Annotated in this window: 19 protein-coding genes; 7 read left to right on the plus strand and 12 right to left on the minus strand. The window is 71.9% G+C overall.

Annotated elements, in window-relative coordinates; translation table 11 throughout:
• Positions 1-29: 29 nt before the first annotated feature.
• Positions 30-2,693, minus strand: coding sequence for a bifunctional FO biosynthesis protein CofGH (locus ACQEVJ_RS37485; protein ID WP_433109415.1), 2,664 nt, complete (start codon positions 2,691-2,693; stop codon positions 30-32).
• Between the two features lie 162 nt (positions 2,694-2,855).
• Between ACQEVJ_RS37485 and ACQEVJ_RS37490 the strand changes: the two genes are divergently transcribed.
• Positions 2,856-3,269 carry a hypothetical protein gene (locus tag ACQEVJ_RS37490; protein WP_433109416.1) on the plus strand — a complete coding sequence of 138 codons (414 nt, stop codon included), beginning with the start codon at positions 2,856-2,858 and terminating at the stop codon, positions 3,267-3,269.
• On the opposite strand, the gene ACQEVJ_RS37495 is transcribed toward ACQEVJ_RS37490, so the two are convergent.
• Positions 3,254-4,234, minus strand: a complete 981-nt coding sequence (locus ACQEVJ_RS37495; protein WP_433109417.1) for a DNA-3-methyladenine glycosylase family protein — start codon at positions 4,232-4,234, stop codon at positions 3,254-3,256. The genes ACQEVJ_RS37490 and ACQEVJ_RS37495 overlap by 16 nt on opposite strands.
• A gap of 155 nt (positions 4,235-4,389) precedes the next feature.
• On the opposite strand from ACQEVJ_RS37495, the gene ACQEVJ_RS37500 reads away from it, so the two are divergent.
• On the plus strand, positions 4,390-5,592 hold the full coding sequence (locus ACQEVJ_RS37500) for an RNA-guided endonuclease InsQ/TnpB family protein (RefSeq protein WP_433109418.1): 1,203 nt from the start codon (positions 4,390-4,392) through the stop codon (positions 5,590-5,592).
• A gap of 13 nt (positions 5,593-5,605) precedes the next feature.
• Here the strand turns inward: ACQEVJ_RS37500 and ACQEVJ_RS37505 are convergent, their stop codons facing one another.
• On the minus strand, positions 5,606-6,709 hold the full coding sequence (locus ACQEVJ_RS37505; RefSeq protein ID WP_433109419.1) for a sugar phosphate nucleotidyltransferase: 1,104 nt from the start codon (positions 6,707-6,709) through the stop codon (positions 5,606-5,608).
• A 705-nt stretch (positions 6,710-7,414) separates the two neighbouring features.
• Here ACQEVJ_RS37505 and ACQEVJ_RS37510 point away from each other — a divergent pair.
• Positions 7,415-8,221 carry an SAM-dependent methyltransferase gene (locus tag ACQEVJ_RS37510; RefSeq protein ID WP_433109420.1) on the plus strand — a complete coding sequence of 269 codons (807 nt, stop codon included), beginning with the start codon at positions 7,415-7,417 and terminating at the stop codon, positions 8,219-8,221.
• A 105-nt stretch (positions 8,222-8,326) separates the two neighbouring features.
• On the opposite strand, the gene ACQEVJ_RS37515 is transcribed toward ACQEVJ_RS37510, so the two are convergent.
• The 3 genes from ACQEVJ_RS37515 to ACQEVJ_RS37525 form a co-directional block, all read right to left on the minus strand.
• Positions 8,327-9,454 carry a glycosyltransferase family 4 protein gene (locus ACQEVJ_RS37515; protein ID WP_433109421.1) on the minus strand — a complete coding sequence of 376 codons (1,128 nt, stop codon included), beginning with the start codon at positions 9,452-9,454 and terminating at the stop codon, positions 8,327-8,329.
• A 228-nt stretch (positions 9,455-9,682) separates the two neighbouring features.
• Positions 9,683-10,609, minus strand: coding sequence for a lysylphosphatidylglycerol synthase domain-containing protein (locus ACQEVJ_RS37520; RefSeq protein ID WP_433109422.1), 927 nt, complete (start codon positions 10,607-10,609; stop codon positions 9,683-9,685).
• Positions 10,606-11,460: a methyltransferase domain-containing protein gene (locus ACQEVJ_RS37525; RefSeq protein ID WP_433109423.1), complete on the minus strand. Its 855-nt coding sequence runs from the start codon at positions 11,458-11,460 to the stop codon at positions 10,606-10,608. Before ACQEVJ_RS37525 ends, ACQEVJ_RS37520 begins: the two co-directional genes overlap by 4 nt.
• 149 nt (positions 11,461-11,609) lie before the next feature.
• On the opposite strand from ACQEVJ_RS37525, the gene ACQEVJ_RS37530 reads away from it, so the two are divergent.
• A complete protein-coding gene (locus ACQEVJ_RS37530; protein WP_433109424.1) occupies positions 11,610-12,563 on the plus strand; it encodes a lysylphosphatidylglycerol synthase domain-containing protein in 954 nt (317 codons plus the stop codon).
• On the opposite strand, the gene ACQEVJ_RS37535 is transcribed toward ACQEVJ_RS37530, so the two are convergent.
• From ACQEVJ_RS37535 to ACQEVJ_RS37560, 6 genes are read right to left on the minus strand one after another with little or no spacing between them, the layout of a single operon-like run.
• The gene (locus ACQEVJ_RS37535; RefSeq protein ID WP_433109425.1) at positions 12,527-13,609 is read right to left on the minus strand and encodes a glycosyltransferase family 4 protein; all 1,083 of its coding nucleotides are present in this window, start codon (positions 13,607-13,609) and stop codon (positions 12,527-12,529) included. The two genes, ACQEVJ_RS37530 and ACQEVJ_RS37535, sit on opposite strands and share 37 nt — an antisense overlap.
• Entirely contained in the window at positions 13,606-14,538 is a 933-nt protein-coding gene (locus ACQEVJ_RS37540; protein WP_433109426.1) for a glycosyltransferase family 2 protein, read from the minus strand. Before ACQEVJ_RS37540 ends, ACQEVJ_RS37535 begins: the two co-directional genes overlap by 4 nt.
• Before the next feature lie 51 nt (positions 14,539-14,589).
• Complete coding sequence (locus ACQEVJ_RS37545; RefSeq protein WP_433109427.1) at positions 14,590-15,498, minus strand: permease-like cell division protein FtsX; 909 nt, start codon at positions 15,496-15,498, stop codon at positions 14,590-14,592.
• Positions 15,485-16,339: a permease-like cell division protein FtsX gene (locus ACQEVJ_RS37550; RefSeq protein ID WP_433109428.1), complete on the minus strand. Its 855-nt coding sequence runs from the start codon at positions 16,337-16,339 to the stop codon at positions 15,485-15,487. The genes ACQEVJ_RS37545 and ACQEVJ_RS37550 overlap by 14 nt, the downstream gene beginning before the upstream one ends.
• Positions 16,336-17,217: a permease-like cell division protein FtsX gene (locus tag ACQEVJ_RS37555; RefSeq protein ID WP_433109430.1), complete on the minus strand. Its 882-nt coding sequence runs from the start codon at positions 17,215-17,217 to the stop codon at positions 16,336-16,338. Before ACQEVJ_RS37555 ends, ACQEVJ_RS37550 begins: the two co-directional genes overlap by 4 nt.
• 19 nt (positions 17,218-17,236) lie before the next feature.
• Positions 17,237-19,345, minus strand: coding sequence for a hypothetical protein (locus ACQEVJ_RS37560; RefSeq protein ID WP_433109431.1), 2,109 nt, complete (start codon positions 19,343-19,345; stop codon positions 17,237-17,239).
• A gap of 354 nt (positions 19,346-19,699) precedes the next feature.
• Between ACQEVJ_RS37560 and ACQEVJ_RS37565 the strand changes: the two genes are divergently transcribed.
• The 3 genes from ACQEVJ_RS37565 to ACQEVJ_RS37575 all read left to right on the plus strand — a co-directional run bounded on the left by ACQEVJ_RS37565 (position 19,700) and on the right by ACQEVJ_RS37575 (position 26,307).
• Positions 19,700-21,274, plus strand: a complete 1,575-nt coding sequence (locus ACQEVJ_RS37565; RefSeq protein WP_433109432.1) for a hypothetical protein — start codon at positions 19,700-19,702, stop codon at positions 21,272-21,274.
• A 489-nt stretch (positions 21,275-21,763) separates the two neighbouring features.
• Positions 21,764-23,533: an LCP family protein gene (locus ACQEVJ_RS37570; protein WP_433109433.1), complete on the plus strand. Its 1,770-nt coding sequence runs from the start codon at positions 21,764-21,766 to the stop codon at positions 23,531-23,533.
• A gap of 383 nt (positions 23,534-23,916) precedes the next feature.
• Entirely contained in the window at positions 23,917-26,307 is a 2,391-nt protein-coding gene (locus ACQEVJ_RS37575) for an acyltransferase family protein (protein ID WP_433109434.1), read from the plus strand.
• The last annotated feature ends 32 nt before the right edge of the window (positions 26,308-26,339 follow it).

Here is a 26,339-nt window from a genome sequence, read left to right on the forward strand (position 1 = left end):
GGAAGCGACGCGCGGCGCGGCAGGCCGGGCTACCCGATCGGCTGCCGCCCGGTCTGAGGCGTCTCGAGGAACCGGACACGGCGGACCGACTGGCACACCCCGTCGCTGCGCCTGGCCGCCTCGGCCCGCTCCTCGCCCGGCCGTCCGTACGACGTGGTGCGCTGGCGCAGCGGGCGCCCGGTCGGCGCGACCATGGCCGCGATCTCGCTGATCGTCTTGTAGGAGCCGTTCTCCGAGCCGGCCATCCGGCTGATCGTCTCCTCCATGAGCGTGCCGCCGAGGTCGTTCACGCCTCCGGCGAGCACGTCGCGGCACAGGTCGTCGCCCAGCTTCACCCAGGAGCACTGGATGTTGCGGATCGCGCCGTGCAGCATGATCCGCGCCAGCGCGTGGACGGCCCGGTTCTCCCGCGCGGTCGGCCCCGGCCTGGCGATGCCCGCCAGGTAGATCGGGGCGCTGTGGTGCACGAACGGCAGCAGCACGAACTCGCTGAACCCGCCCGTCTCCTCCTGGATCGACCGGATCAGCCGGATGTGGCGCACCCAGTGCTCGTGGGTGTCCACGTGGCCGTACATCATGGTCGAGGTCGTCGGGATGCCGACCCGGTGGGCGGTGGTGATGACCTCGATCCACTCCCGGGCGGGCAGCTTGCCCTTGGTCAGCACCCACCGCACGTCGTCGTCGAGGATCTCGGCGGCCGTGCCGGGCAGCGAGTCGACCCCCGCCTCCCGCGCCGCGTGCAGCCACTCCTCGACCGACAGGTTCGTACGGCTCGCGCCGTTGACGACCTCCATCGGCGAGAACGCGTGGACGTGGATCTCGGGGCAGCGTTCCTTGACCGCGCGGGCGATGTCGAAGTAGGCCGTGCCGGGCAGGTCGGGGTGGATGCCGCCCTGCATGCACACCTCGGTCGCCCCGGCCTCCCACGCCTCCTGCGCCCGGTCGGCCACCTCGCTCAGCGACAGGGTGTAGGCGTCGGCGTCGGTGCGCCGCTGCGCGAACGCGCAGAACCGGCAGCCGGTGTAGCAGACGTTGGTGAAGTTGATGTTCCGGTTGACGACGTAGGTGACGTCGTCGCCCACCGCCTCGCGGCGCAGCCCGTCGGCGATGCGGCACAGCTCGTCCAGGCCGGCGTCGTCGGCACCCGCACCCGACTGGTCTCCGGCGAGGTCGAGCAGCGTCAGCGCCTGCTCGTCGGTCAGCCGCGCCGGGTCCGCCTCGGCCTGCCGCAGCGCCTCGCGCACGTCCGCCCTGACAGACCCGTCTCGTCCGGCGCTGGGCAGGCGCTCGCGCAGGGCGTCCCAGTCGCCGTACACGCTGTCGAAGTCGGCGCGACGGTCGCTCGTGCGGCCCTCGGCGTCGACGGCGGTGTGCAGGTCGGCCCGTCCGCCGGTGACGAGGCCGCCCAGGCCGCCGTCGGGCTCCTGCCAGGGACGGCCGCGGAGCACCGCGTCCTCCCGCGCGAGCCCGGTGGCGGGGTCGGCCAGCGCCGCGACGTGCTCGGTGAGCCGGGGGTCGAGCCACGGCTCCCCCGCGAGCACATACTCGGGATAGATCGTGAGGCGCTCGCGCAGCGTGAACCCGGCGGCGGAGGTGCGGGCCGCCAGGTCGTCGATCTGCGGCCACGGCCGCTCGGGGTTGACGTGGTCGGGCGTGAGGGGGGAGACCCCGCCCCAGTCGTCGATGCCCGCCCGCAGCATCAGCGCGTACTCCTCGCCGATCAGGTTGGGCGGCGCCTGCACGCGGACCTTCGGGCCGAGCACGAGCCGCGTCACCGCGATCGTCGCGGCCAGCTCGTGCAGGTCGGCGTCGGGCATGCCGCGCATGGCCGTGTCGGGCTTGGCGCGGAAGTTCTGGACGATGACCTCCTGGACGCCGCCGTACTCCCTGGCCACCCGGCGGATCGCGAAGATCGACTCGGCCCGCTCCTCGATCGTCTCGCCGATGCCGATCAGCAGGCCCGTGGTGAACGGCACGCTGGAGCGGCCGGCGTCCTCCAGCACGCGCAGCCGTACGTCCGGGTCCTTGTCGGGAGAGCCGTAGTGGGCCTCGCCCTTCTCCGTGAACAGCCGCCGTGAGGTGGTCTCCAGCATCATGCCCATCGAGGGCGCGACCGGCTTGAGCCGCTGCAGGTCCTTCCAGGTCAGCACGCCGGGGTTGAGGTGGGGCAGCAACCCCGTCTCCTCCAGCACCCGGATGGCCATCGCCCGGACGTACGACAGCGTGTCGTCGTAGCCGTGGGCGTCGAGCCACTCGCGCGCCTGGTGCCACCGGTCCTCCGGCCGGTCGCCGAGCGTGAACAGCGCCTCCTTGCAGCCCATCGCCGCGCCCTGGCGGGCGATCTCCAGCACCTCGTCCGGGGACAGGAAGGCGCTGGGCAGCTTGTGCGGCGCGGTGGCGAACGTGCAGTAGCCGCACCTGTCCCGGCACAGCCGGGTCAGCGGGATGAACACCTTGCGGCTGTAGGTGACGACGCCGGGCCGGCCGGCGGCCTCCAGTCCCGCGTCCCTGACCCGCGAGGCGTGCGCGAGCAGGGCGTCCAGGTCGTCGCCGCGGGCGCGCAGCAGGATCGCCGCCTCGGCCGGGTCGAGCGTCTTGCCGTCCCGTGCCCGCGCGAGTGCCCGCCGCGTCCCGCTGCCGGAACCGGAGGCCAGAGGGGTGCCGTTGACGTTCGGGGGTCGCTTCGCCGTCATACGCCGCACCCTATGGGGCGTGGGTCCGTCCGGCGCACCCAGCCCCCGGCAGCCCGTACGGGGGAAGTCATGGCATACGCCCGCCGGGGAGTTTGCGGCCCGAGGGTATTAGCGCTGGGGCGGACTCGGCGAACGAGCGGGGAATTGATGGCCGTTATCAGGGTGAATGGTGCGTTTTATCTAGCCTCAGGCATCCGGTCGCTGGCCGTCGCGACGCTCGTCATCGGGCTGTCGGCGCCGCCGGCTGAGGCGTTCGCGGCGCCGTACGCCGGGCACGGTGGCGGATCGGGCAAGCGCCACGCCAAGCAGGTCACGGACGGCCGCAACACGGCCAACACGCCCGCGATCGCCAGCGCCCCCCGGCAGGTGTCGACGGGCAGGCGCAACGTGAACGCCCCCGCGGGCAACAACGGCGTCGCGGTCGCCGGCCTCCAGCAGGAGACGAGCGTCAGCGTCTTCACCAACACCCTCAACGGCAGGTGCCACGCGGCGGTCGAGCACTGCGGGATCAACCAGGACCTGAAGACGCGCGAGGCCGGCGGGCGGCGTTTGGGACGTGGTCAGAAGGCCCGGTAGTCGCGCGGAGCCATGCGCGGGCCGCGCGCCGGCGGCCTGACGCCGCTGAGCTCGATCAGCCTGACCACGCGGTGGCGGTGCCCCCGGAACGGCTCGAGCAGTTCGAGCATGCCGTCGTCGTCGGTCTTCCGCCCGGTCAGCGCGTAGCCGACGATGCCGGGGATGTGGAAGTCCCCCACACTCGGGGCGTCCGGATCGCCGTGGGCCCGCTGGCGCACCTCCGCGGAGGTCCACACGCCGATCCCCGGCAGCGCCCGCAGCAGGCGGTCCGCCTCCGCCGAGCCCGCGCCGCCGGTCGTGCGCTCCAGCTTCGCCGCGTGCCCGGCCGCGTTGACGATCGTCCTGCCCCGTACGGCCTCCGCGCCCGCCCGGTGCCAGTCCCACGACGGGATCGCCCGCCACACCTCCGGCGGCGGGATCACGTACATGCCCTCGGGGGCCGGGCCGGGGGCCGGCTCGCCGTACCGGCGCATGAGGAACCGCCAGGCCCGCCACGCCTCCCTGCCGACCACCTTCTGCTCCAGGACGGCGGGCGCGAGGGCCTCGAACACCCGCAGGGAGCGCCCGATCCGCAGCCCGGCGGAACGGTCGGCCAGTCCCGCGACGAACGCGGCGGCGCGGGCCTGCCGGGGATCACCCGAGCGGGTGAGCCGCGCGAGCATCGCGGCGAAGCCGGCCACGTCGTCGTCGGCGCCCAGCAGCGACGGGAGCGTGTCCAGCAGCCAGTCCGCCCCCGGCCCCCACGCCTGCCCGAGGACCTCGCCGCGGCTCGCCGTCACGCGCAGGGTGCCGGGCCCTTCGGGAGTGCGCGAGGTGCGCCAGATCGTCCCGTCCGGGGTACGCCGCCAGGCCGGGTCGCCTCCCCCGCGCCGGTGCGGGGACAGCGTCAGCACGACGTCGAACGGCGCGGGCGGCCGCCACCGCCGTTCACGCACGGCCGGCCCGGAAGCGGTGGGAACGGTCACCGGATCCTCCGGAGGAAGCCCGGTCCTTCAGGGCCGGGAGGAATCCGGATCCCGCAAGGGGTTGCCCGGCGAAGCCGGGACAGCCCAGAGCGCCAAGCGCTCTTGATTCGCTCCTTTCGCTGACCGGTCAGGCAAAGTGCTTGCAAAATGCGAACATGCGTACGGCCTACAAGGTGCGGGTCTACCCCACAGCCGAACAAGCCGCGGTGCTGAACCGCACGTTCGGCTGCGTACGCCTGGCCTGGAACACGGTCCTCGCCTGGCGGCAGGCCCGCTACCGGGACGAGGGCGTGACGACCTCCTATGCGCAGACCGACCGGTATCTGACCGAACTGAAACGCGACGGGGACCGTGACTTCCTGTACGAGGTCTCCAGCGTCCCGCTGCAGCAGACGTTGCGGCACCAGCACACGGCGTTCGTGAACTTCTTCGCCGGACGCGCCCGCTACCCGCGGTTCAAGTCGCGGCATAGCCGTCAGTCGGCCACCTACACACGGTCGGCGTTCCGCTGGCGCGACGGCCGGCTGCACCTGGCGAAGATGAACGACCCGATCGCGTTCGTGTGGTCCTGGCCCGAGGTCGACCCCGCCACGATCAACCCCGCCACGGTGACCATCTCCAGAGACCCCGACGGCCGCTGGTACGCCTCCATCGCGATAGAGACCGCGACCGGACCCGAGCCGCTCCCGGCCACCGGAACGGCGGTAGGCATCGATCTGGGCGTGGCCGACTTCGCCGTCCTGTCCACGAGCGAGAAGATCCCCAACCCGCGCCATCTGGAGCGCAAGGCCAAAAACCTGGCCCGCTACCAGCGGCGCATGGCCCGCAAACAGCGCGGATCGAACAACCGGGCCAAGGCCAGGGCGAAGGTCGCCCGCGCCCACACCAAAGTCGCCGACGCCCGCGCCGACTTCCTGCACCGCACCTCCACCCGGCTGGTCCGCGACCACGACCTGATCGTGATCGAGGACCTCAACGTCAAAGGCATGGTCCGCAACCGCTGTCTGGCGCGGGTGATCTCCGACTGCGGGTGGGGGGAGTTCCGCCGCCAACTGGAGTACAAAACCCAGCGGCACGGGCGGCGCCTGGTCGTGATCGACCGCTGGTATCCCAGCTCGAAGACGTGTAGCGCGTGTGGGAACCTGCTCCCTGCGCTCGGCCTTTCCGCCCGGCACTGGACGTGCCCGGGATGCGGCACCCGGCACGACCGGGACGTCAACGCCGCCAAGAACATCCTGGCCGCTGGTCGAGCGGTGTCTGCCTGTGGAGTTGACGTGAGTCCGCAAGGGTCCTCCCTTCGGCGGTCGGCGGTGAAGCAGGAAGCCCAGCCCGTGAGGGCGGGAATCCCGGTCCTTTAGGGCCGGGAGGAAGTCAAACGTCGCTGGAGAAGCGGACCGCGCACTCGGGCAGGGTGATCCCGGGCCAGACGCGCATGCCGGAGGTGAGCTCGTTGCCGGGGCCGATGAGCGCGCCGTCGCCGACCACGGCCTGGCGCAGCACGGCTCCGGAGGCGACGCGGGCGCCGACGCCGACGACCGAGTCCACGACGGTCGCGCCGGAGGCGATGTGGCAGCCCTCGGACAGCACGCTGCCGCGTACGCTCGCGCCGGCCTCGACCGTGGCCCGGGCGCCGACGACCGTGCCACCGGTGACCTTGGCCTCGGGCGACACGACGGCCCCGTCCAGCAGGAGGTGCTCACCCACCGGGCCCGGCAGCGCGGGCGAGCCGAGCTTGCCCAGCACCAGGTCGGCCGAGCCCTGCACGAACGCCGCCGGCGTGCCCACGTCCAGCCAGTACGACGAGTCGGCGTAGCCGAGCACCGGCTCACCGGCCGCGATCAGCCCGGGGAAGGTCTCCCGCTCCACCGACACCACCTGGCCCTCGGGGATCGTGTCGATGACCGAGCGCTGGAACACGTAGCAGCCGGCGTTGATCCGGTTCGTCACGGGATTGGGCGTCTTCTCCAGGAAGGCGCTGACCCGGCCGTCGTCGTCGGTCGGCACGCAGCCGAACCTCGACGGGTCGTCCACCTCCGTGAGATGGAGGGTCACCGCGGCCCCCCGTGAAACGTGCAGGTCCACCTGCGCCGCGATGTCGTGACCCGACAGGATGTCGCCGTTCAGCACGAGCACCGGCGCCTCGGGCGGGCAGGTCAGCGCCCGCGCGGCGTTGCGGATCGCGCCACCGGTGCCGAGCGGGGTGTCCTCGGTCATGTAGACGATCTCCAGGCCGAGGCCCGACCCGTCGCCGAACGCCTCGCCGAACATCGACGCCCGGTAGGACGTCGCGAAGACCACCCGGCGCACCCCGTACGCCCGTGCCTTGGCCAGTTGGTGCGCGAGGAAGGGCACCCCCGCCGTCGGAAGCAGCGGCTTGGGCGTGCTGAGCGTCAGTGGTCGCAGCCGCGTGCCCTGGCCGCCCACGAGAAGGATCGCCTCGAGACCGTCCGGCGACCGCACAAAACTCTCCCTCACAGCCGCGAGGGTAGCCTAGCCGGGCCCTCCGCATGGCTCGCCGCCGCCGACCATTGTGCGGACGTTTCATGACAGGCGCGCATCTCCGTTCACATAACCCCGAACCTAGCGATACGTGGGGCCGCTTTCACCGCAACGTGAGCAGAAAACGGACGCCCGAAAATCAGCGAGGGATTGCCCGTCGCCTCCACCCGTTACGCGGCGGCCGAACCTACAGCCAAGGTCGGCAGCTACGATGACGTCAACCGCGCCCACCCCCACCACCGTCGTCATCCCGGCCGTGGAGGGCGAGCTGGTCGGCAGCTATCAGTACGGCGTCCGCCGGTGGCGGTCGCGGCTGGGGGCCAAGCCGAGCCGAGCCGAGCCGAGGATCGTCGCCCCGCTGAGGGTCCTGTCACTTCGTCTGGTTCCGTTGCCCGTGCGTTGCCCGTGCGCCCGAGGCCCGCTCACACCGCAGATCACGGCGTCGAGGTGCCCCTTCCATGGAGAGGTGTGGGGAGGGGCCGCCGCACCCGGCTGCGTGCCGGTGGTTGCGCAGTCCTGCGGCGTCACCAAGCGGCGTCACCAAGCGGCGTCGCAGTGCGGTATCACAAACTGGAGAAATAGCCTCATTTGTGGCAAGTTTCCCATCGCGTGGCGCGTTGATCGTTTAGATTGGGAGTCTCGTGTCAGACAGCGTCCCGTGATGTCGGTTAGGAGGATTTGATGAGTGAGGATGCCCTGATTGATCAGCTGGCGGCGCGTATCAACACCTCCGTTCCGCATTCGGCCCGTGTTTGGGACTACTGGCTGGGCGGCAAGGACAACTTCGCCCCCGACCGCGCGGTAGGGGACGAGATCGTGAAGGTCATGCCGGACCTGCCGGTCAACGCGCGGGCCGAGCGGGAGTTCATCGGCCGTGTCGTGCGCCATCTAGCCGGCGAGGCCGGGATCGACCAGTTCCTGGACGTGGGCACCGGCATCCCCACGGCCGACAACACCCACGAGGTGGCGCAGCGCGTCAACCCCAGGGCGCGCATCGTCTATGTCGACAACGATCCCATCGTGCTCGTTCACGCTCACGCGCTGCTGCGCAGCACGCCCGAGGGAGTCACCGATTACCTCGACGCCGACCTGCGCGACCCTGCGCCCATCCTGCGGCAGGCCGCGCGGACACTGGACTTCTCGCGCCCGATCGCCTTGATGCTCATGGGCGTGCTGGAGTTCGTGCCCGACGCCGATCAGGCGCACACGGCGGTGAGCACGCTGCTGGAGGCGCTACCCCCGGGCAGCTACCTCGCGATCGCGCACAGCGTTCGCAGCCCCTCGATGGACGAGGCCGCCGCCAAATGGAACGCCAGCAGCGCCAGCCCCCTCACCCTGCGCACGCCGAAGGAGCTGGAGGAGTTTTTCGACGGGCTGGAGTTTCTGCCGCCGGGGTTGGTGTCATTGCCGAAGTGGCGGCCCGAACCCGCCACAACCTTCCGTAACCGTGAGGTGTACCAATACGGCGGCGTGGGCCGCAAACCGTAGGCCGCCCGCCCGCGGGGCACGCCACCGGCAGGAACCCCGGCTGGTGGGAGGTGGCACCCGACATCGACGCGTTGTGCCGACGACTCGGCCTGCGCGTTCGCGGCACTAGCCTTCGACGGCCCGTTGGTAGGCGACGAGGTGGGCCTCGGCGGAATGCCGCCAGGTGAACTCGCGCGAGCGGGTGACCCCCGCCCTCGCCAGCGACTCGCGCCGCTCCGGCGACTCCAGCAGGGCCCGCAGCGTCCGCGCGATGCTGTCGGTGTCCGGCTCGGTGTAGGCCACGGCGTCGCCGCCCACCTCGGGCAGCGAGGCGCGGTGGGTGGTCAGCACGGGCGCCCCGCAGGCCATCGCCTCCAGCACCGGCAGGCCGAACCCCTCGCACCGCGACGGGGAGGCGACCACGAGCGCACCGCCGAGGAAGCCCGGCAGGTCGGCGAAGGGCAGGAAGCCGGGGCGTACGACCTTCACCCGGGGCGGCAGCGCGGCTACGGCGGCGTCGACCTCCTCGTCCCAGGCCGGACCGCCCGCCAGCACCAGCGCGGGCGGCGAGGACAGGTGCTCGACCGCCCGGCTGAAGCCGGTCACCAGGTTCGGCACGTTCTTGCGCGGCTCCAGCGCGCCCAGATAGGCGACGTACGGCCGGCCGTGCAGGCCCATACGCCCTGCCACCCGGCGCACGTCCTCGGACGTCGGCGGGTGGAACAACGTGGGATCGACCCCGTGGTAGGCGACGTCGATCCGGGTGGGGTCGGCGCCCAGCACCCGGACGAGCTCGTCCATGGTGGCCTTCGAGGGCACGATCACCCGGTTGGCGTGGCGTACGGCGGTGCGGGTGGCCGACCGGAAGAACGAGGCCCTGACGGGATCGTGCTGGTCGGGGTCGGTGAACGAGGTGACGTCGTGGACGGTGGCCACCGTGGGCAGGCCCGAGCCCAGCGGGATCGAATAGTAGGGGGCGTGGATCACCTGGGCACCGGCGTGCCGGGCCAGGACCGGCAGCCCGGTCTGCTCCCAGGCCAGCCGCTTGTTCCGGTTGGTGATCGCGGGCGGTCCGGAGAGGATCCGCGCCGAGGGGGCCAGGGCGGCGTACCGCTCGGCGTCCGCGCGCTGGCAGACCACCGCCATGTCCGCGCCCGCCTCGTGCAGGGCGGCGACCAGTCCATCGACATACCTGATCAGGGCGCCGCGATCGGCTGGGACCGCGGCGGCGTCGACGAGCACCCGGGGTGTCAAGTGAATCGCTCCCCTCGTTGGGCCCCGCTCCGGCGGGAGGATCGCTCCCGCCCGCGCGGTCCCGGTGGTTCCGGCGGTGTTCCGGCAGGGGCCCGGGGGCCCACGCCACGAATGGACGCCTTCCCCCGCTTCCCTCCCTGTCACTCTATTTCCGGCGTCCCCCGAAACGTGAGCGATATCACGTGAGGGTCGTCTCTCGGGATCGCAATCCGCGTCAATTCCACCGATTCAGCTGCGGGCTACTGGTTCCTCCCGCGTACGGACCGCGCGCCGGGAGGCCAGACCGGCGGCGCCGGCGCACACCAGATCGCCGACCGACACGATGAGCCGGGAGCACAGCGCGGCCGCGATCGCGGCGGGCCGATCGAGCACCGGGGCGAGCGCGGCCACCATCGCGACCTCCCGCACACCGGCGCCGGCCGGGGCCACCACGAACACGAACCCCAGGCACCAGGCGAGGGAGAACGCGCCGAAGCTCAGGATCACGGCCGAGGGCCCGCCCGCCCCGAGTCCGTGCACGATCAGCGCCAGGTGCACGCCGTACGCCGCCCAGCCCACCATGGCCCAGCCGCACGCGACGAGCACGCCGCGCCGGGTGAGCGGCCGTTCGAGCGGCGGGCGGCGCAGTTTGCGCAGCCCGAAGGCGATGACGCCGTTGACCACCTTCGGATGCAGGGCGGCGGCGACCACGGGCACGAGCAGCAGCAGCCAGGCGTATCGCGCGACCGACTGCCCGGCGAGCACCGGCAGCGTGACGACGGCCACCAGCAGGCCGGTGCCGAGGTAGATCGGGTAGGTCAGGAAGAAGGCGGCGGCGCTGCGCGGCCGGGGGATGCCGTGGTCGCGGCCCATCTCCATCTGCGCGAGCATCGGCCACACCGACCCGGGGATGTACTTGCCGAGCTGGCCCACGAAGAAGATCTTGGACGCGTCGGTGAACGCCAGCGGGGAACCCAGGTCGGTCAGCAGCGCCCGCCACATGAGCATCCCCGACAGCAGCGCGCCGAGCACCGCCACCAGTGAGCCGGCGAGCTCCGCCCACGACAGCCGGGCGAACCCGTCCGCCACGGCGGTCCACTGGCTCGCCACCGCCCAGACGCCGAACCCCAGCGCCACGAGCAGGAACAGCGCACGTACGGCCTTGCGGCGGCTCATCGGGACGTAGGGACCGGCTCGGGGGCCTGCGGGAGCGGCGCGCCGAGGGGGCGGCGGGGCGTCTTGCTCGCCACCCACAGGTACGTGGGGACGACCGGCAGCAGCGCCCGCAGGGCCGGGCGCGGGGTCCGCTCCAGCGTGACCTTGGCGGCGCGGCCGACGGCGCCGGGGAACAGCTCGCCCCCGGCGAACCGCTCGGGCGCGGCCAGCACCGGGAACGTGTAGTCCCACACGTGGAAGTCCGCCAGCATCCGCCGCAGCCCGGGCCGGGTGCGGAAGCGCTCGTAGTAGTGGTCGGCCCGGCCGAACGCCCGCACGTACCGGTCGGCCGCGGCGGGCGGCAGGTAGGACAGGAAGGGCAGCTTGTAGTGCGGCTCCATGACCCCGAGCCGGTTGCCCAGGCCCAGGTAGAGCACGCCGTCGTCGGACAGCACCCGGTGCATGTCGGCGATCACGGCGTCCGGGTCCACCACGTGCTCGTAGATGTGGTTGAAGACCAGAACGTCGATCGAGCCGTCCGGGAACGGCAGGCGGGAGCCGTCGGCGCAGACGAAGCGCACTCGTTCGCCGAAGCGGTCGGACGCCTTGCGCAGGCCCGGGACGTCGATGTCGAGCCCGAGCGTGCGGCGCGCGCCCGCGGCGGCCAGCTCGTCGGCGATGAACCCGGCCGAGCACCCGACGTCGCCGACGGTCAGCCCCGACAGGACCTGTGCTGGCTCGGCCGCGTCCCTGCCCAGGAAGTGCGCGAGCACAGCGATGATCTTCGCGGCCTTGCGGCGGCGCTTGTCCTCGTCGAGCATCGCGGCCTGGAACTCGGAGTATTCCAACTGGGCCGCGCGTTCCCCGCTCACCGGTCGATCACCCTCGCGTCCTGCCTGTCGTCCACGCTGCCCAACAGTACCGGTGCCCGCCCCGCCCCCGTCTCCCGATCAGCCGACCCTGTGGATAACCCGCGCGACGGACCTACCCATGAGTAGCTTCAGGCTTTACTCTGGGGCGCGTGCCGCGCCTGCTGAACCGCCTGCGCTCCAGCCCGCTGCTGCGGGTGCTGCTGGCCCTGGTCGCGCTCGCCTTCCTGGCGTACGGCCTGGCCCGGAACTGGACGGAGACCTCGGCCGCCCTGTCGCGGCTGTCGTGGTGGTCACTCGGGGCTTCGTTCCTGGCCGTGTTCGCCGGGCTGGGGTTCATGCTGGTCGCCTGGCGCGACATCCTCGCCGGTCTCGGCTCGCCCCTGCCGCTGCGCGTGGCCGCGCGGGTGCTGTTCGTCGGCCAGCTCGGCAAGTACATCCCCGGATCGGTCTGGGCGTTCGCCGCGATGATCGAGCTGGCCCGCGACCACGGCGCGCCGCCGCGACGGACGTTCAGCGCCACCGCCCTCGGCCTGGTGACCTCCCTGGGCTGCGCGCTCGCCCTCGCCGCGGCCACGCTGTCGCAGCAGATCGCCAGGCAGGCGTGGTGGCTGCTCGCGCTGGTCCCGCTCATCCTCGTCGGCCTCCACCCACGGGTGATGACCTGGGGCCTCAACCTCGCCCTGCGCGTCGCCCGCAGGGAGCCGCTCGACCGGGTGCTCAGCGGCGCGGAGATGGCCAAGGCCGCCGCCTGGACGATGGCCGGCTGGCTGGTGTACGGCGTACACCTGTCGGTTCTCGTCGGCGGCGTGCGCCCGGCGGGCCCGTCCCTGTACGCCGTCGCGGCCGGGGCGTACGCACTGGCCTGGGCCACGGGCATCCTCACGGTCGTCGTCCCCGCCGGAATCGGTGTGCGGGAGGGCGCGATGGTCGTGGCGCTGGCGCCGGTGCTCGACACGCCGAGGGCGCTGGCGATCGCCGTCGTGTCCCGCGTGATGTTCACCGTCGGCGACGCCGTCTGGGCCGGGCTCGGCTTCCTGCTCGCCCGCGGCCACGCCGCCCCGGCCGGTCAGCTCTCCGACGCGGCCAGCAACGTGTCCACGTAGACGGCCCAGTGCGGCTCGGGATCGACGGGCGCGACGCCCGCCCGCAGCCGCTCCGGCGTCCCCGGCTCGTAGAACCGCTTGATCGCCTCCGCCAGCGCACCGGCCGAGCCCGGCTCCACCAGCAGGCCGTCCACATCGTCGCGTACGTTGTCGGGCAGCGCCCCGACCCGGGTGGCGATCACCGGCACGCCGTGCTCGTGACCGAGCCACACGTTCTGGCTGGCGGTCGCCGACCGGTAGGGCAGCACCAGCGCGTCGGCCCCGGCGAACAGCCCCGGCACGTCCTCGGCCGCCACGTATCCCGGCCGGATCTCGACCCGGCCGGCCAAGCCGAGCCGAGCGATCAGGGCGCGAGTGTCCTCCAGGCCGCCCCAGAACTCGCCGGCCACCGTGAGCCGTACGTCGGGCACCTGCGCGAGCGCCTCAAGCAGCAGGTCGAGACCCTTGTAGGGCCGGACGATGCCGAAGAACAGCAGCCTGCTCTGCGCCTCGCGGCCCGCCGTCTCCCGTGCGCCGCGCGTGGGCAGGTGCGGCGCGAGGGTGGCCACCCGCACCGGCGCGGCGGTGAGCGCGCGGGCGAGGTCCGCCTGCTGCTCGGAGTGGGCGAGCACGCCGTCGACCCGGCGCAGCAGCGCCTTCATCAGCGGCCTGTCGTACGGCTTGCTCTCGTGCGGCAGCACGTTGTGACACAACGCGATCACCCGTGCGCGGCGGCGCAGGCCGTACAGGATGCCGAGGTACGCGGGCACCTGCACCGGGCTGAGCACGGCGAACACGACGAGGTCGGCCTCCCGCAGCCGCCGCCCGCAGGCCACCCAGCCGTCCGGCCGCCGCCAGTCGAGGTCGCGGCGGGTGCCCGGGTACGGCTCACCCTCGGGGCTGTCGATCGTCTGCTGCCCGGGATACAGGAACGAGGGGTACTGCGCCCGCCACGACTCGATGACCACGTCGTGGCCCCGCGCCCGCAGCCGGTGGGCCAGCTCGGTCGTGTGCTGCGCCCCGCCGCCCTTGTACGGATACGTCGGGCCGACGATCGCGATCCTCACACATCACCCCGAGATCGCACGATCAGGTCGGCCAGCAGGGCCACCGCCCCGATCAGCATGCCGGATATGAAGATCACGATGGCGTTGCTGGTGAGGTAGAAGCCGTAGCGGATCACGTCGTACAGGCCCTTGACGAAACCGATGCCGACCAGCCAGAGCGCGGGCGGCATGAGCACCTTGAGCGGGTTGAAGTACATGACCATCCGCAGCACCTGCAGGATGTAGCGGTAGGCGTCGGAGACGAAGTTGAACTTCGACTTCCCGGCCCGCTTCGCATACTCGATCGGCAGGTAGTAGACGTCGTGCTGGTTCGACATGAACGCCAGCGTGATCGTCGTGACGCAGGAGAAGCCGGGGGGCAGCAGCCGCAGGTACGGCTTGGCGACCGACTTGCGGAAGGCCCGCAGGCCCGAGTTGAGGTCGGGGATCTTCTGCCCGGCCAGCCGCTCGGCCACCTTGCGGATGAACCACTTCGCCGGCACCCGCAGGACCTTGTGCGAGCCCTCCTCGGTGGTGCGCGCGCCCACGACCTGGTCGATCGTCTGGTCCTTCTCCAGGATCTGCACCAGCTCGGGGATGCGATCGTTCGGGTAGCTCATGTCGGCGTCGGTCCACACGACGATCTCGCCGCGGGCCTCCTGGCTGCCGATCCTGCGTACGGTGCCCGAGCCGCCGTTGCGGTGGAACGCCCTGATCCGCATGTGCGGGAAGCGCGGCGCGGCCTCCTGCAGGCGCGCGAGCGTCTCGTCGGTGGAGCAGTCGTCCACGGCCAGCAGCTCGTAGGTGTACCCGCTGGCGTCCATGGCCGCGCAGATGCGCTCGACCTCGTCGATGACGTGGTCCTGCTCGTTGTAACAGGGCAGGACTATCGTGACGTACGGGGTTTCTGCGGGAGTCACGGCGCTTCCAGAGGTCTCGGGCGTGGTCACGTCGGGCTAGGGTACTCTGCCCCACCAAATCGCGGTCTCACTTCGAATCCCTCACAGGCGCCTGTCCCGCGAGGCCGCTCCGACCGCGTCCACGTACAACACCCCGGGCACGCCCCGCAGCGCCCGCTTGACCTCGGACAGCACCGGCGGGGTCGTGAACTTCAGGTAGAACACCTCGGGCAGGCCGGGGGTGGGGTCACGCTCCGGCACCTGCCGGTGATGCCACGTCGGCGCCTGGTGGGAGCGGGCCTGGAAATAGACCTTCTCCAGCCCGGGGAGGTCGTCGATACGGTCGAGGACGGCGTTCTTCTCCGCCAGCGTGGCGAACCCCCGCCCCTCACAGGGCCCTTCGGCGAAGTCGGGCCGAGCGCACAACTGGACCATCACGTCGGCCTTGTCCGGCCAGTAGTCGTCGCGGAACACGAAGGCAGTGGACACCCCTGCCGCCTTCGACAGGCGGCGGACCAGCACGGGCCAGTCTCCCCGGCCGACCCGGACCCTGTAGGACGCCGACATGTTCGCCAGTTCCAGCGTTTCCAGTATGTCGGGCCTGTCCCGGAACGTCGTCCGCTCGCGCCGCAACTCCTCCGCCTGCGATATGAACTCGACCTTCCTGACCTCCGGTGACGCCGCGAGCAGTGCCCGCACCTTACGGATCTCTCGCTCGGTGGGAGCCTCGCGTCCCTCGCAAGCCGGCATGGGGCTGTGGCGGGAGCAGAAGAACACGGACAGCTCTCCCGTCTCCGGCCACGGGCCGTCCGGCGGCGGCAAGGGCGTGAGCGCGCTCGTGCGCGGCCACGGATCGTCCGGCGGCGGCCACGGCGTGGCGGATCCGGACGGCGACGGCGAAACCGCAGCGGCCCGCGGCCCGGCGGTCGCGCAGGACGCCACCAGAAGCACCGCCGTCACGACCGCGAGAGCTCTCACCTGGAGGCTCGGTGAGCCCTTACGGGTGACCATGCCGCACCACCTTCACGACGCCCGGGATTCCGGCGAAGGCCCGCTGCACCTGGGCGAAGTCCCAGGAGCCGGCGAACCTAACGTGGAACGCCTCCGGCACCAGCTCCGGGTGGTAGAAGTCCGGCCGATCCACCCAATGCACGTGACGCATGACCGCCACGGCGTGTTCGGCGTCCTCATAGTAGATCTCGTCAACGCCGGGCAGGGCGCGGATGCGGTCGAGCACGGCCTGCCGGTCCGCCGGGCCGCCCTCGCAGTCCTTCCAGCACAGCCGGACCGCCACGTCGGCCTTGTCCCACCAGAAGTCGTCCCGGTAGGACTCGATGTAGAAGACCCCCGGAAGTCTCTGCACCTCACCGAGGACCCGTCGCCAGTCCCCCGGCGCCAGGGCTCCGCCGTACACCGCGCGCCTCAGCAGGTATTCGTCGAGAACGTCGCCGACGCGTTCATCCTGGCGGGCGATGGCGAGGGCCTGCGCCGGCGTGAGTCGCCGGTATCCGCGGGTCTCCGCGTGGCTCGCGAGCACGCGCTCGACCTCGCGCCGCTCGTCCGCCGTCGCCGCGCCCGTCGGGCAGTGATCATCCAAGGACTGCGATTCATCGGATAACTGCGCGTCATAAGGGGACGGGGGCCCGCACAGGTGGACCAGGAAGGCGCCCGTACGCGGCCACGGTCCGTCCGGCGGGGACGAAGGCTCCCGAGCGGCCCGGTAGGCGTACACCCCTCCGGCCGCCAGCGCCGCGACCAACACGACCGCCGCAACCACGAGCGGCCCTCTGCGCCGGCCACCGCTCTCGCCGATCGTCATCTCCTCGACCTGAGGCTCCTCGGGAAGGGTCATGACACCGACACCACGTCGGCGACTCCGGGCATCCGGCCTAAGATCTTCTCCATCTCGGCCTTCGCCGGCGGACGGTCGAACGCGACGTAGAACGCCTCGGGCAGGGCGCGCACGTCGACGTCCTCTCCCTCCGACTGCCAGAAGATTCGCCGCCTGTTCGCCAGCGCGTGGGCGGCGTCCTCGAAGTACACAGCCTTCACCCCGTCGAGGTCCCTGACGCGGTCGAGCACGGCCGTCTTCTCCTCTTCTGAGACCCTTTCGCGTCCCCGGCACCGCGGATAGTCGCTGCCGATCTCCGGGCAGAGCGGGATCCCGATGTCGGCGACACCTCTCCAGAGACTGTCGCCGTAGATCTCTGTCGCAAAGACGCCACTCAAGTCCCCGATGCGGAGCCGGATCGCCTCCCACTCCCCGGGGCCGAGGGCGCCGTGATAGGACTCGGGCATCTCGTCGACTCTCGTCTTCCGCACGAATTCCAGACCCGCCGGGTCCTCACCGGCACTCTTCCGGAATCTCTCGTACGCTCGTTCCTTTGATTCGAAGGAGAAATCGCGAATTTCCGGGAGCGACCTGAGCACGGCCTCGATCTTCCGCTTGTCATCAGCGGTCGCGGCACCGTGCAGGCAGTTCGGCGCGTACTCGTCCGGACCGTCCGCGCACAGTACGACCCACAACCTCCCGGTGCGCGGGGCGGAGGTTACGGGCGGGGGCAGCGGCCGGCGGAGGTGCTCGTAGAACCCCCACGCGGCGATCCCGAGCCCGGCGAGGAGCACGACCACCAGCACGGTGACCAGGGGTCTCCGCCGGGCAGGCGTCCAGAACCCCGCCGTGCGCCGATCGTCGCCGAAGGACAGTTCCTCCATCGCAGGGGAATCCACGCGCCGAACCCTAGATCCATCAGGTGGGTACGGTCATCCAGACGTCGATGTTGAGCGACCAGGTGCCGTTGGGCGGGTCCACCAGCGAGCGTTCGTCCTGCCGGGTGTGCAGGCTCATCACCCGGGTCGCCGGGCCGTACGCCATGAGCTGCTCGGGCTCGGCGGCGAGCAGCACGGGCACCCGGCCGGTGCGCCGGACGGCCTCGACCAGGCGCAGCACGTCGTCCGGGCGCGGCACATCGCGGCGCGGGAGATAGACCACCCGGGCGGTCGGCAGCCCGCACTGGCCGCGCACGACCTGTGTCAGCCGGTCGCCCGTGACGCGCTCGGCGATGAGCACGGAGGCGTTCGCCGGGATCGCCCGGCACAGGCCCGCCACCGCCTCGGCTTCCCCCCGGTTGACCGGCGAGAACGCGGTGCCGATCGAGGTGATCGCGGGCGGGACCGCCAGCAGCAGCGCCCCCGCCGCGACAGCGGCCCGCGAGCGTCCCGGACGGGCGGCAAACCAGCGCGTACGCGCGAGACGCCGCGAGAGCCACCGCAGCCCCCAGACGGCGAGCAGCACCAGACCGGGGATGACGATCGGCACCAGTCTCCGGGAGGCGAAGGGATGGTCGGGGGTGATCGCGGGACGCCAGAGCGTCGTCACCGTCGTCCACCCGATCACGGCCAGCGGCAGCAGCCAGCCGAACTCCCGGCCCCTTGTCAGGCGGCGTGCGAGCACGGCCGCCGCCACGGTCGCCAGCACGACGGCGGGGATCCCGACGTACCAGAAGACCCAGTCGAGGGAGTGCTCGTAGTAGAGCCGGGACATGTCCTTCGCGAGGCCGTTGGCGACCTGCGTCTTCTCGATGAAGTCGGCCGTGAGCCTGTCCTCGGGCGTGACCGCGTCACGACGGACGGTCTGCACCCAGGGCCGTACGGCGAAGCCCGCCATGATCAGCACGACCAGGGCCGCGGCGGCGTTGGGCAGCCACCCGGCCCCCGTGAGGAGCCGCCGCGCGCGGCCGGCGATCCAGGGCGCGAGAGCCGTGCCGGCGACCGTGAGCGCAACGACGACGGCGCAGATCGCGAGCAGGGGGATGAGCGAGCCCGACAGATACTCCAGGTATGGCCGGGCGAGGACGTAGCCGCCGGTGAACCCCCACAGCCCCCCCACGACCAGGCCGGCCAGCAGGGGCGCGCCCAGCCGTCCCTCGGGGAAGGGCCTCGCGCGGGGTATCCGCCGGAGCGCGATGAGCACCCCGGCGAAGGCGAGCACGGGCAGCACGTCACGCAGGCCGTCGATGCGCACCAGCAGCGCCAGCCCGAACGACAGCCCCGCGAGTGCGGCGGAGGGGAAGACCGCGCCGGGCAGTGCCGCTCTGAGCCGGGCCCGCGCGTCGAGCAGCAGGTTCATCGCGCCGAATATCAGGATCAGCGAAGGGATCTCACTGAACGTCGTCCGGGACGTGTAGAGGATCGGCAGGCTGACCGCGAAGACCAGGGCGGCAAGGGGTGCCCAGCGCGCGCCCGCGAGCCGCGCGGCGGTCCCGGCGACGGTGAGCACCGCGAGCGCGCCCAGCACGGGCGGCACGAGCAGCAGGCCCGGGACGCCGCCCAGCCAGTGGCCGATCGCGTAGGTCATCGGCGGCCCGGCCATGAACTGGGGGACGATCCCGCCGCCGGTCAGGTAGACGCCCATGCTGTCGAAGCGGAGTGCGGGATCGGGGCCGCCGAAGTCCCCCACAGGGATCGGCAGCGACCCGTGCCGGGCGAGCCAGACGGCGTACTGCGCGTAGGTCGACGGGTCACGCCGGACGATCAACTGCTCGCCGTGCAGGAGCCCGTTGAACACTCCCGACCCGAGTGCCACGGCGAGTGTGGCCGCCGTCGCCCACCGGTGCGGCGCGGCGGTCCCGGGCAGGCGGCGCAGGCCGTACACGCACAGCAGGAGGGCGGCGGCGCCGCCGAGCAGCGCCATGGGCAGCGGCCGGAACCACCCGAGCAGCAGCAACGGCAGCCCGGCGAGCAGCCACCCGCCCAGCGCGAGCGCGGGCACGACGGAGAGGGCCGCGAGCGTCCTGCCCGCCGCCTCCCGTTCTGACGGCAGCCGTGTGCGACCACGTGAGTGGCCCGGTCTGTGCACTGGAATGCACCCGAGACTAGCGGCCCACCCCGGCACCCCGCCTTCACCGGGCAGCCCGCCCGCTCCGCGCGTCGCGGTTGTCCACAGGCGCGGGCTGTCCACAGGCGCGTTCGGCCCTCGCACAGGGGTCGTACGGAGCCGGTAGCGTACGCCGGGAGGCAGGCAGGGGGGCATATGAGGGTGTCGGACAGCCGGGGCTCGGCGCCCTGGCCGGAGGGGGACGGGCACCCGCATGGACGCCCCGGACCCGCCCGGCCCGGCGAGCCTCCGTCTGCGGAGCCGCCCACGCCGCTCCCGGATGGACGGCTCACGGATGGACAGCTCACGGACGGACGGCTCGCAGGCCGGCGGTTCATGGGCGAAGGGCTCGTCGGGCGACTCGCGAGCGGGCGGCTTGGGCAGTGGCTGCGCGGACGCCTGGCGCCTCGCGATCCGCTGCACCCGGTGGCCTGGGCGCGTGCGGATCTCCCGGGGTGGGCGCGCCGGCACCGGTGGTTCCTCGTGGTCTTCGGACTGGGGGCGCTCCTGCGGCTGGTGACCGCGCTCGGCTACCGGCCCGCGCTGTGGTTCCCCGACTCCTACACGTACGTCGTGACGGCCATGCGGCCGAGGCCGGACCTCGTCCGCCCGGCGGGCTACTCGATGTTCCTGAGGCTCCTGGAGGCGTTCCACAGCTTCGCGCTCGTCGTGACCGTGCAGCACGTGCTGGGGCTGCTCCTCGGCGTGATGCTCTACGTGACCGTCCTGCGGCGCGGCGGCCCTTCGTGGGCGGCGGTCCTGGCCTGCGTCCCGGTGCTGCTCGACGCGTACCAGATCGAGCTGGAACACCTGCTCGTCTCCGACTCGCTGTTCACGTTCCTGGTCGTGGGGGCGGTGTGCCTGGCGATGCGCCGCCCGCTGACGCCGCTCTCGGCCGCCGCGCTCGGCCTCGTGCTGGCCGCCGCCACGCTGACCAGGACCGTCGGGCTGCCGCTGATCGCCGTCTTCGCGCTCTTCCTGCTCGCGTACGGCGTGCGCCGCGCGAGCGAGGCGGCCCGCCCGGGCAGGGCGGTGGCCAGGCTCACCGTGCCCTTCCTGGTGGCCGCGCTCCTGCCGGTCGCGGGCTACGCGGGCTGGTTCTACGCGACCTACCAGCGCGTCGGGCTGGTCGGCTCGAACGGCGTCTTCCTCTACGCCCGGACGATGTCGTTCGCCGACTGTTCGGTGATGAAGCCGCCGGCCGACCTCGCCGTGCTGTGCGACTCCCGGCCTCCCGCGTCCCGGCCGGCGTCCCAGGAGTACATCTGGAACGCCGAATCCCCATTGGTCCAACTGCCCGGCATCACGTTCACCGAGGAGACCGACACCCTGGCCGGGAGGTTCGCCTCGCTCGCGATCCGCAGCCAGCCGCTCGACTATCTCCGCGGCGTGCTGACCGAGCTCGGCAGGTCGTTCACGCTCGGGCGGCCCGTCTATCCCGACGCCGAGACGTACAGGTACTACGAGTTTCCGGACACCGTGCCGCCGCCTCCCGGACGGCACCCCGCCGTGAAGGGCAAGGAGTTCGCGGAGCGTTACGAGCGGGGGTCCCTCACGTTGCGCATCTCCGAGCCGTTCGCGGGCCTGATGCGGGCCTACCAGGACGTCGCACGGCTGCCGGGGACGGCGCTGCTGCTGATCCTCCTGGTGCCCCCGGCCGCCTGGGCCGTGCGGGCCCGGTCGGCCCGGTCGGCGCGGACGCGCCAGCCGCCCACGAACCGGGCCCCCTCGAACCGGGCCCCCTCGAACCGGGGCATCGCCTGGGCGACGGCCTGGGCGCTGCTGCTCGTTCCGCCCGCCACGGCCCAGTTCGACTACCGCTACCTCCTGCCCGCGGTGCCGCTCGCCTGCCTGGCCGCCGCCCTGTCCGTCCGCCGCCCTGCCCGTCCGGGGCTCCGCCGACGCACATGACCGGCGCGACCTGGCCAAACGGCCCAAGGGATATCAAATTCAGGTAAAGGGAAACTCAATCTCATACCCAAAATGTCGGTGTTTAGTATGCTCTGCCCCTGGATCAGGGGGACGTGGCACGCCGTGATCGCGGCCCGGATCCTCCCAATCGCGGCGCCCGCGGACGCTCCATTGACCTACCCTCGGAGCGCGACGTGTGATCGCCAGGCAAGGAGGACAAGTGTGCGAGCGAACCAATAATCCTTCCGGCCTCTCGCCCACTCGTCCGGCCGCCACACCGTGTCGTCCGGCTGCCGCTTCGTGTCATACGGCTATCGCTTGGGCAGGCGTGCGGTGAGCGAGCGCAGGCGCGGCGGAGCGCGTTCCGCCCCTCCGCAGGGTCCGTCGGACCAGAGAGTCTGGGGTCCTCCGGAAAACGGCTCGTACGGCGGCGCCTTCGAGCCCCCGCAAGGCCGCAGAGCGGCTCCCGGGCCCGCCGGATACGCCGACATGCCGGTGGCCACGGCCCCGGCCGGCTACGCGGAGATGCCCGGGAGACGAGGCGGGCAGCGACCACCCCGGGACGACTACCCGCCCGAGGCGTACGACGAGGGACGCCGCCGAGGCGGGCGGCGCGCCGAGCGGAGCGACCCGCCGGAGCCCCCCTACGAGGAGGAGCCGCCGCGGCGGCGTGGCCGCAGGCGCGGCGGCGACGAGGAGACCGGCTACAGCCCGGTCCCCACCGCACCCGCCGTCGCGAGCCGCGGGTCCGGGGGCGGCGGCGACCTCCCTCCGGACGGCAGGCCGTCCCGCCGGCGCGACGGAGGCGGCGGCGGCAAGTCCGGCCTGGGGATCGGCGGCTGGATCAGCGTCGTGCTCACGTGCGTGCTGGTCATCGGCACGCTGACCGCCTACAAGGTCTACCGGAGCACGCTCGGCCTGATCAACAGAGGCGCGTCCACCGACGACCTCGACAAGAACCGCCCCGTCAACGAGACCGGCGCGATCAACGTGCTGCTCGTGGGCTCCGACACCCGCGCGGGCGACAACAAGAAGTACGGCCAGCACCTGGTCAACGACGGCGAGCGCACCGACACGATCATGCTGCTGCACGTGTCGCCCAACCGCGACGGGGCGACGCTGCTCAGCTTCCCCCGCGACTCCATGGTGATGATCCCCGCCTGTTACAACGGGAACAGGACGCTCATCCCGGCACACCTCGGGATGATCAACTCCGCGTTCTCCGACGGCGGGATGATCTGCACGCGCCGGACCATCGAGAGCCTCACCGGGATCCGCGTCCACCACTACGTGAAGGTCGACTTCACCGGCTTCAAGAACATCGTGAACGCGCTCGGCGGCATCGAGATCTGCCTGCCACAGGCCGTCAACGACAAGAAGGCGAAGCTCACGCTGCCGGCCGGCAAGCAGATCGTGAAGGGCGAGGCGGCGCTCGGCTATGTGCGGCTGCGCTACGGCCTCGGCGACGGCAGCGACATCTCCCGCATCAAGCGCCAGCAGGTCTTCATCTCCCAGGTCGTGAAGAAGGCGACCAGCACCGCCCTGCTCACCGACCTCGGCAAGCTGCAGAACTTCATCGCCGCCGCGGCGAAGTCCGTCACGATGGACGACGCGCTCAACACCGAGGAGCTCATCAAGATCGCGCAGAGCGCGCAGAAACTCTCGGCGAAGGGCTTCAAGGCCACCACCGTGCCGTGGGAGCCGTACGTCGCCGACAAGAACCGCGTCCAGTGGAAGCAGCCGGCCGCGGGCAACCTCTTCAGGGCCATCGCGAACGACACCGAGGTGGCCCCCACCGCGTCCCCGAGCGCGGCCGCTTCGCCGTCCGGGCCGGTGGTCACCAAGCCGCAGCAGGTCAAGGTGCAGGTGTTCAACGGCACCAACACCCCCGGCCGAGGCAAGGAGGTCGCCGAGGAGCTCGCCGGCCTCGGCTTCAACGTCGTCGGCGTCGGTAACGCACTGAAGCCCGACGGGACCGACCAGCCCAAGACGACGGTCCGCTACACCGGACAGGGCTGGAACTACTCGAAGATCCTGGTCGGCAAGCTGGTCAACTCCGTCAGCCCGGAGACCGGCAAGGTGGCGAGCGGCCCGGTCACGCCCTTCACCCCGTCGTCGCCCCCGCCGGACGCGCCCACGGGCAAGGTGCGCGGGCCGATCATCCAGCTGGTCATCGGCGCCGACTGGAAGGGCGTGCGCATCCCCCTGCCGGTCGGGGACAACGCGGTGACCTCCGACACCAACATCTGCGCGGGCTGACACGCGTCGCATCCTGTCCACACCCCGGCCGGGGCTCCAAGTCGTCAGACGGAGAGCCCCGGCCGGTTCCGTCTCCGGTGGCCTGACAGCAGAATCGACAGATATCACAAGAGTTACGTTCGGCCTCAGAGGCGACATCAGTCTTCAAGAACGTTAGGGTGAGCACCTGGCGAACGCGCCCTGTTCGCCCGTTCGGGCTGATGCGCCGGGGCGCCTTCGCTAGTGTCCGAAAGGACGCGGCGACGCTACGCCAGGCGTGGCCGTTCCCCCGAGCCTCCAACAGATAGCTGAGCGTTTCTCCCGTGAGTGACACCCGCCATCAACCGCCGGTTCCCGGATCCCCGCAAGGCGCCGACTCTGATGCCGAAGAGGCTGCCACCGGAGTGATAGGCCGCATCACCGGAGACTGGCCCGCTCCCGAGGGCGGCCTGCCGCGGCGGGAGCCGAAGACCGCGGGCGGCCCGGAGGCGGAGCAGGGCGCTGGCCGGCCCGGCTCCCCGGCACCCGAGCACGGACGTCACGAGGGCGCCTTCCCGGCGCCCGGTGACGAGAGCGCCGTCCCATCGGCGCACGGGCGCCATGAGAGCGGTGAGAGGGCCCCGGGAAGCACGCCAGGCACGGGAAGCGCGGCAGGTGCGGCCGCTGGAGCGGGGAACGCCGAGGGTCTCGGCGCCGCACAGAACAGCGCCGCACAGAACAGCGCCTCGCCGAACACTGCCGCGCCGACCGGTTCCACGCCCGCCGGCCCCGCGCCGTACGAGAAGCAGCCGCTGCCCGTGCGCAAGCCGCGAAGCGCCGAGGGCATCAGCGCGTCGAACAGCCCCTCGCCACACAGCGCCGCGTCTACCGCTTCCGCGCCGCAGGACAATCCGTACGAGAAGCAGCCTCTGCCTGTACGGAAACCGCGCCAGCCGGGCGCCTCCCGCCTGGGCATGCCGCCCGCGTCCGCCCCGCAGCCGGAGGGCTTCGACTACTTCTCCACCGGCCGGGCCCAAAATCCTCCGGGCGCGGATCTTCCGGGCGCGTCGCGTGTCGGCGCCGCCGACAGCCCCGCCTGGCCGCAGACGTTCCCCGAGCACGGTCCCCGCAACCTCTCGGAGGCCTTCCCCGGCGCCGCCCGGCGGTCGCCCGCCCCCGGCCCGCAGGACGGCTCCGACGTCCCCACGCCGCCCTTCGGCGACTCCCCGGCCTTCCCCACCCCGGCCTTCGGCGCCGGGCCGGAGCCGCTGGGGACCGGGTTCCCCGGCTTCCCCGAGCCCCCGGGCTTCCCCGAACCTCCGGGCTTCCCAGAGCCACCGGCGGCCGCCGCCGGCAGGACGGCGAACCCCTTCCTCGACACTCCCCCGTCCGGCGCCGGCCCGGCCTTCACGCCGGACGACCCCTTCGGCGCCGCGCCGTTCCCCGAGACCGGCCGCGGCCCGCGCGGCGGGCGGGGCTTATCCGACGCCTTCCCCGGGGCCGCCCCGCACGCGGCCTTCAGCCCCGCGCCCGTGCCGGACGCGCCGGCCCCCGCGTGGCCCGGCCAGGAGGCCGACCCCGCCCAGTGGGACCCGTGGCGGCGCTCCCAGGACGGCGCCGGCGGCGCGAACGACCCCCGCCAGACCGGCCCGCTCGGCAGGCCGCTGCGCGCCCCGCTGCCCGCCTGGGCCGAGGCGCCCGCCCGCCCGGACGACCCGTTCGCCCGGGATACGGGACAGCGGGACGGCCTGGAGGACGGGCCCGAGCAGGAACCGGCGCCCCGGGCCAGGAAGCCGCGCGACCCCTACCTGGACAACGTGAAGTTCGTCGGCATCGCCCTGGTGCCGATCGGGCACTCACTGGTCCCGACGCTGGCGGCCGACTCCTCCCGAGCGGCGTACCTGTTCATCTACGTCTTCCACATGCCGCTGTTCGTCATCGTCAGCGGCTACCTGTCCAGGAACTTCTGGAACTCCAACGCCAAGACCAACAAACTGGTCGACACGTTCCTCGTGCCGTACGTGATCGTCGAGCTGGGGTACGCCCTGCTGCGCACCGCCTTCGGGCACAAGTTCAGCCTGACGATCACAGACCCGGCCTGGTTGAACTGGTATCTGATCGCGCTGCTGTTCTGGCGGCTGTCCACACCCGTGTGGAAGCGGATGAAGTACCCGTTCGCCATCTCGATCGCCGTATACCTGTTCGCCGGGTTCTCCGAGCTGTCCGGTGACTTCAGCATGGACCGCTTCTTCGGCCTGATGCCGTTCTTCGTCCTCGGTCTCGTGCTCAAGCCGGAGTTCTTCGACTTCCTCAAGCAGCGCTGGGTGATGGTGCTGTCGGTGGTCGTCCTGCTGGGCGCCGCGGGCGTGGCGATCTTCCTGGTGCAGAACTACTCGATCAAGCTCGGCCCGATCTACTACAAGAACAGCTACAAGGACCTCCACCTGGTCTGGTGGAAGGGCATGCTGCTGCGGACAGGCCTGCTGGTGGCCGCGCTGGCCATGTCGGCGGCCGTGATGTCGCTGATCCCCCGGCGCCAGACCTGGTTCACCGACCTCGGCACCCGCACGCTCTACTGCTACCTGCTGCACGGCGTGCCGGTGATGATCGCCAAGGAGATGGGCTGGCTCAGCTTCTCCTGGCTGTACGGCCCGCTCGGGGTGGCGGCCATCGCGTGCTCCTGCTTCGCCCTGGCCATCGTGCTGTGCCTGCCGGTGACCCGTACGGCGTTCAAGTGGCTGCTCGAACCCCGGCTGACCTGGTTGTACCGCAGGCCGAGGGGGCAGGCGCCGCAGCCGGCGAACACCGGAAGTTAAGCGGTATTTCGAGAGGCATTCACCCAGCGCAT

It is taken from the genome of Microbispora sp. CA-102843, from assembly GCF_050936215.1.
Taxonomy (GTDB): domain Bacteria; phylum Actinomycetota; class Actinomycetes; order Streptosporangiales; family Streptosporangiaceae; genus Microbispora.

Excerpts from the sequence above, each read along its gene's own strand:
- ACQEVJ_RS37485 (WP_433109415.1), bottom strand. The coding sequence starts at position 2,693 with ATGACGGCGAAGCGACCCCCGAACGTCAACGGCACCCCTCTGGCCTCC.
- ACQEVJ_RS37500 (WP_433109418.1), top strand. The coding sequence starts at position 4,390 with ATGCGTACGGCCTACAAGGTGCGGGTCTACCCCACAGCCGAACAAGCC.
- ACQEVJ_RS37510 (WP_433109420.1), top strand. The coding sequence starts at position 7,415 with ATGAGTGAGGATGCCCTGATTGATCAGCTGGCGGCGCGTATCAACACC.
- ACQEVJ_RS37520 (WP_433109422.1), bottom strand. The coding sequence starts at position 10,609 with ATGAGCCGCCGCAAGGCCGTACGTGCGCTGTTCCTGCTCGTGGCGCTG.
- ACQEVJ_RS37545 (WP_433109427.1), bottom strand. The coding sequence starts at position 15,498 with ATGGTCACCCGTAAGGGCTCACCGAGCCTCCAGGTGAGAGCTCTCGCG.
- ACQEVJ_RS37550 (WP_433109428.1), bottom strand. The coding sequence starts at position 16,339 with ATGACCCTTCCCGAGGAGCCTCAGGTCGAGGAGATGACGATCGGCGAG.
- ACQEVJ_RS37565 (WP_433109432.1), top strand. The coding sequence starts at position 19,700 with ATGGGCGAAGGGCTCGTCGGGCGACTCGCGAGCGGGCGGCTTGGGCAG.
- ACQEVJ_RS37570 (WP_433109433.1), top strand. The coding sequence starts at position 21,764 with ATGCCGGTGGCCACGGCCCCGGCCGGCTACGCGGAGATGCCCGGGAGA.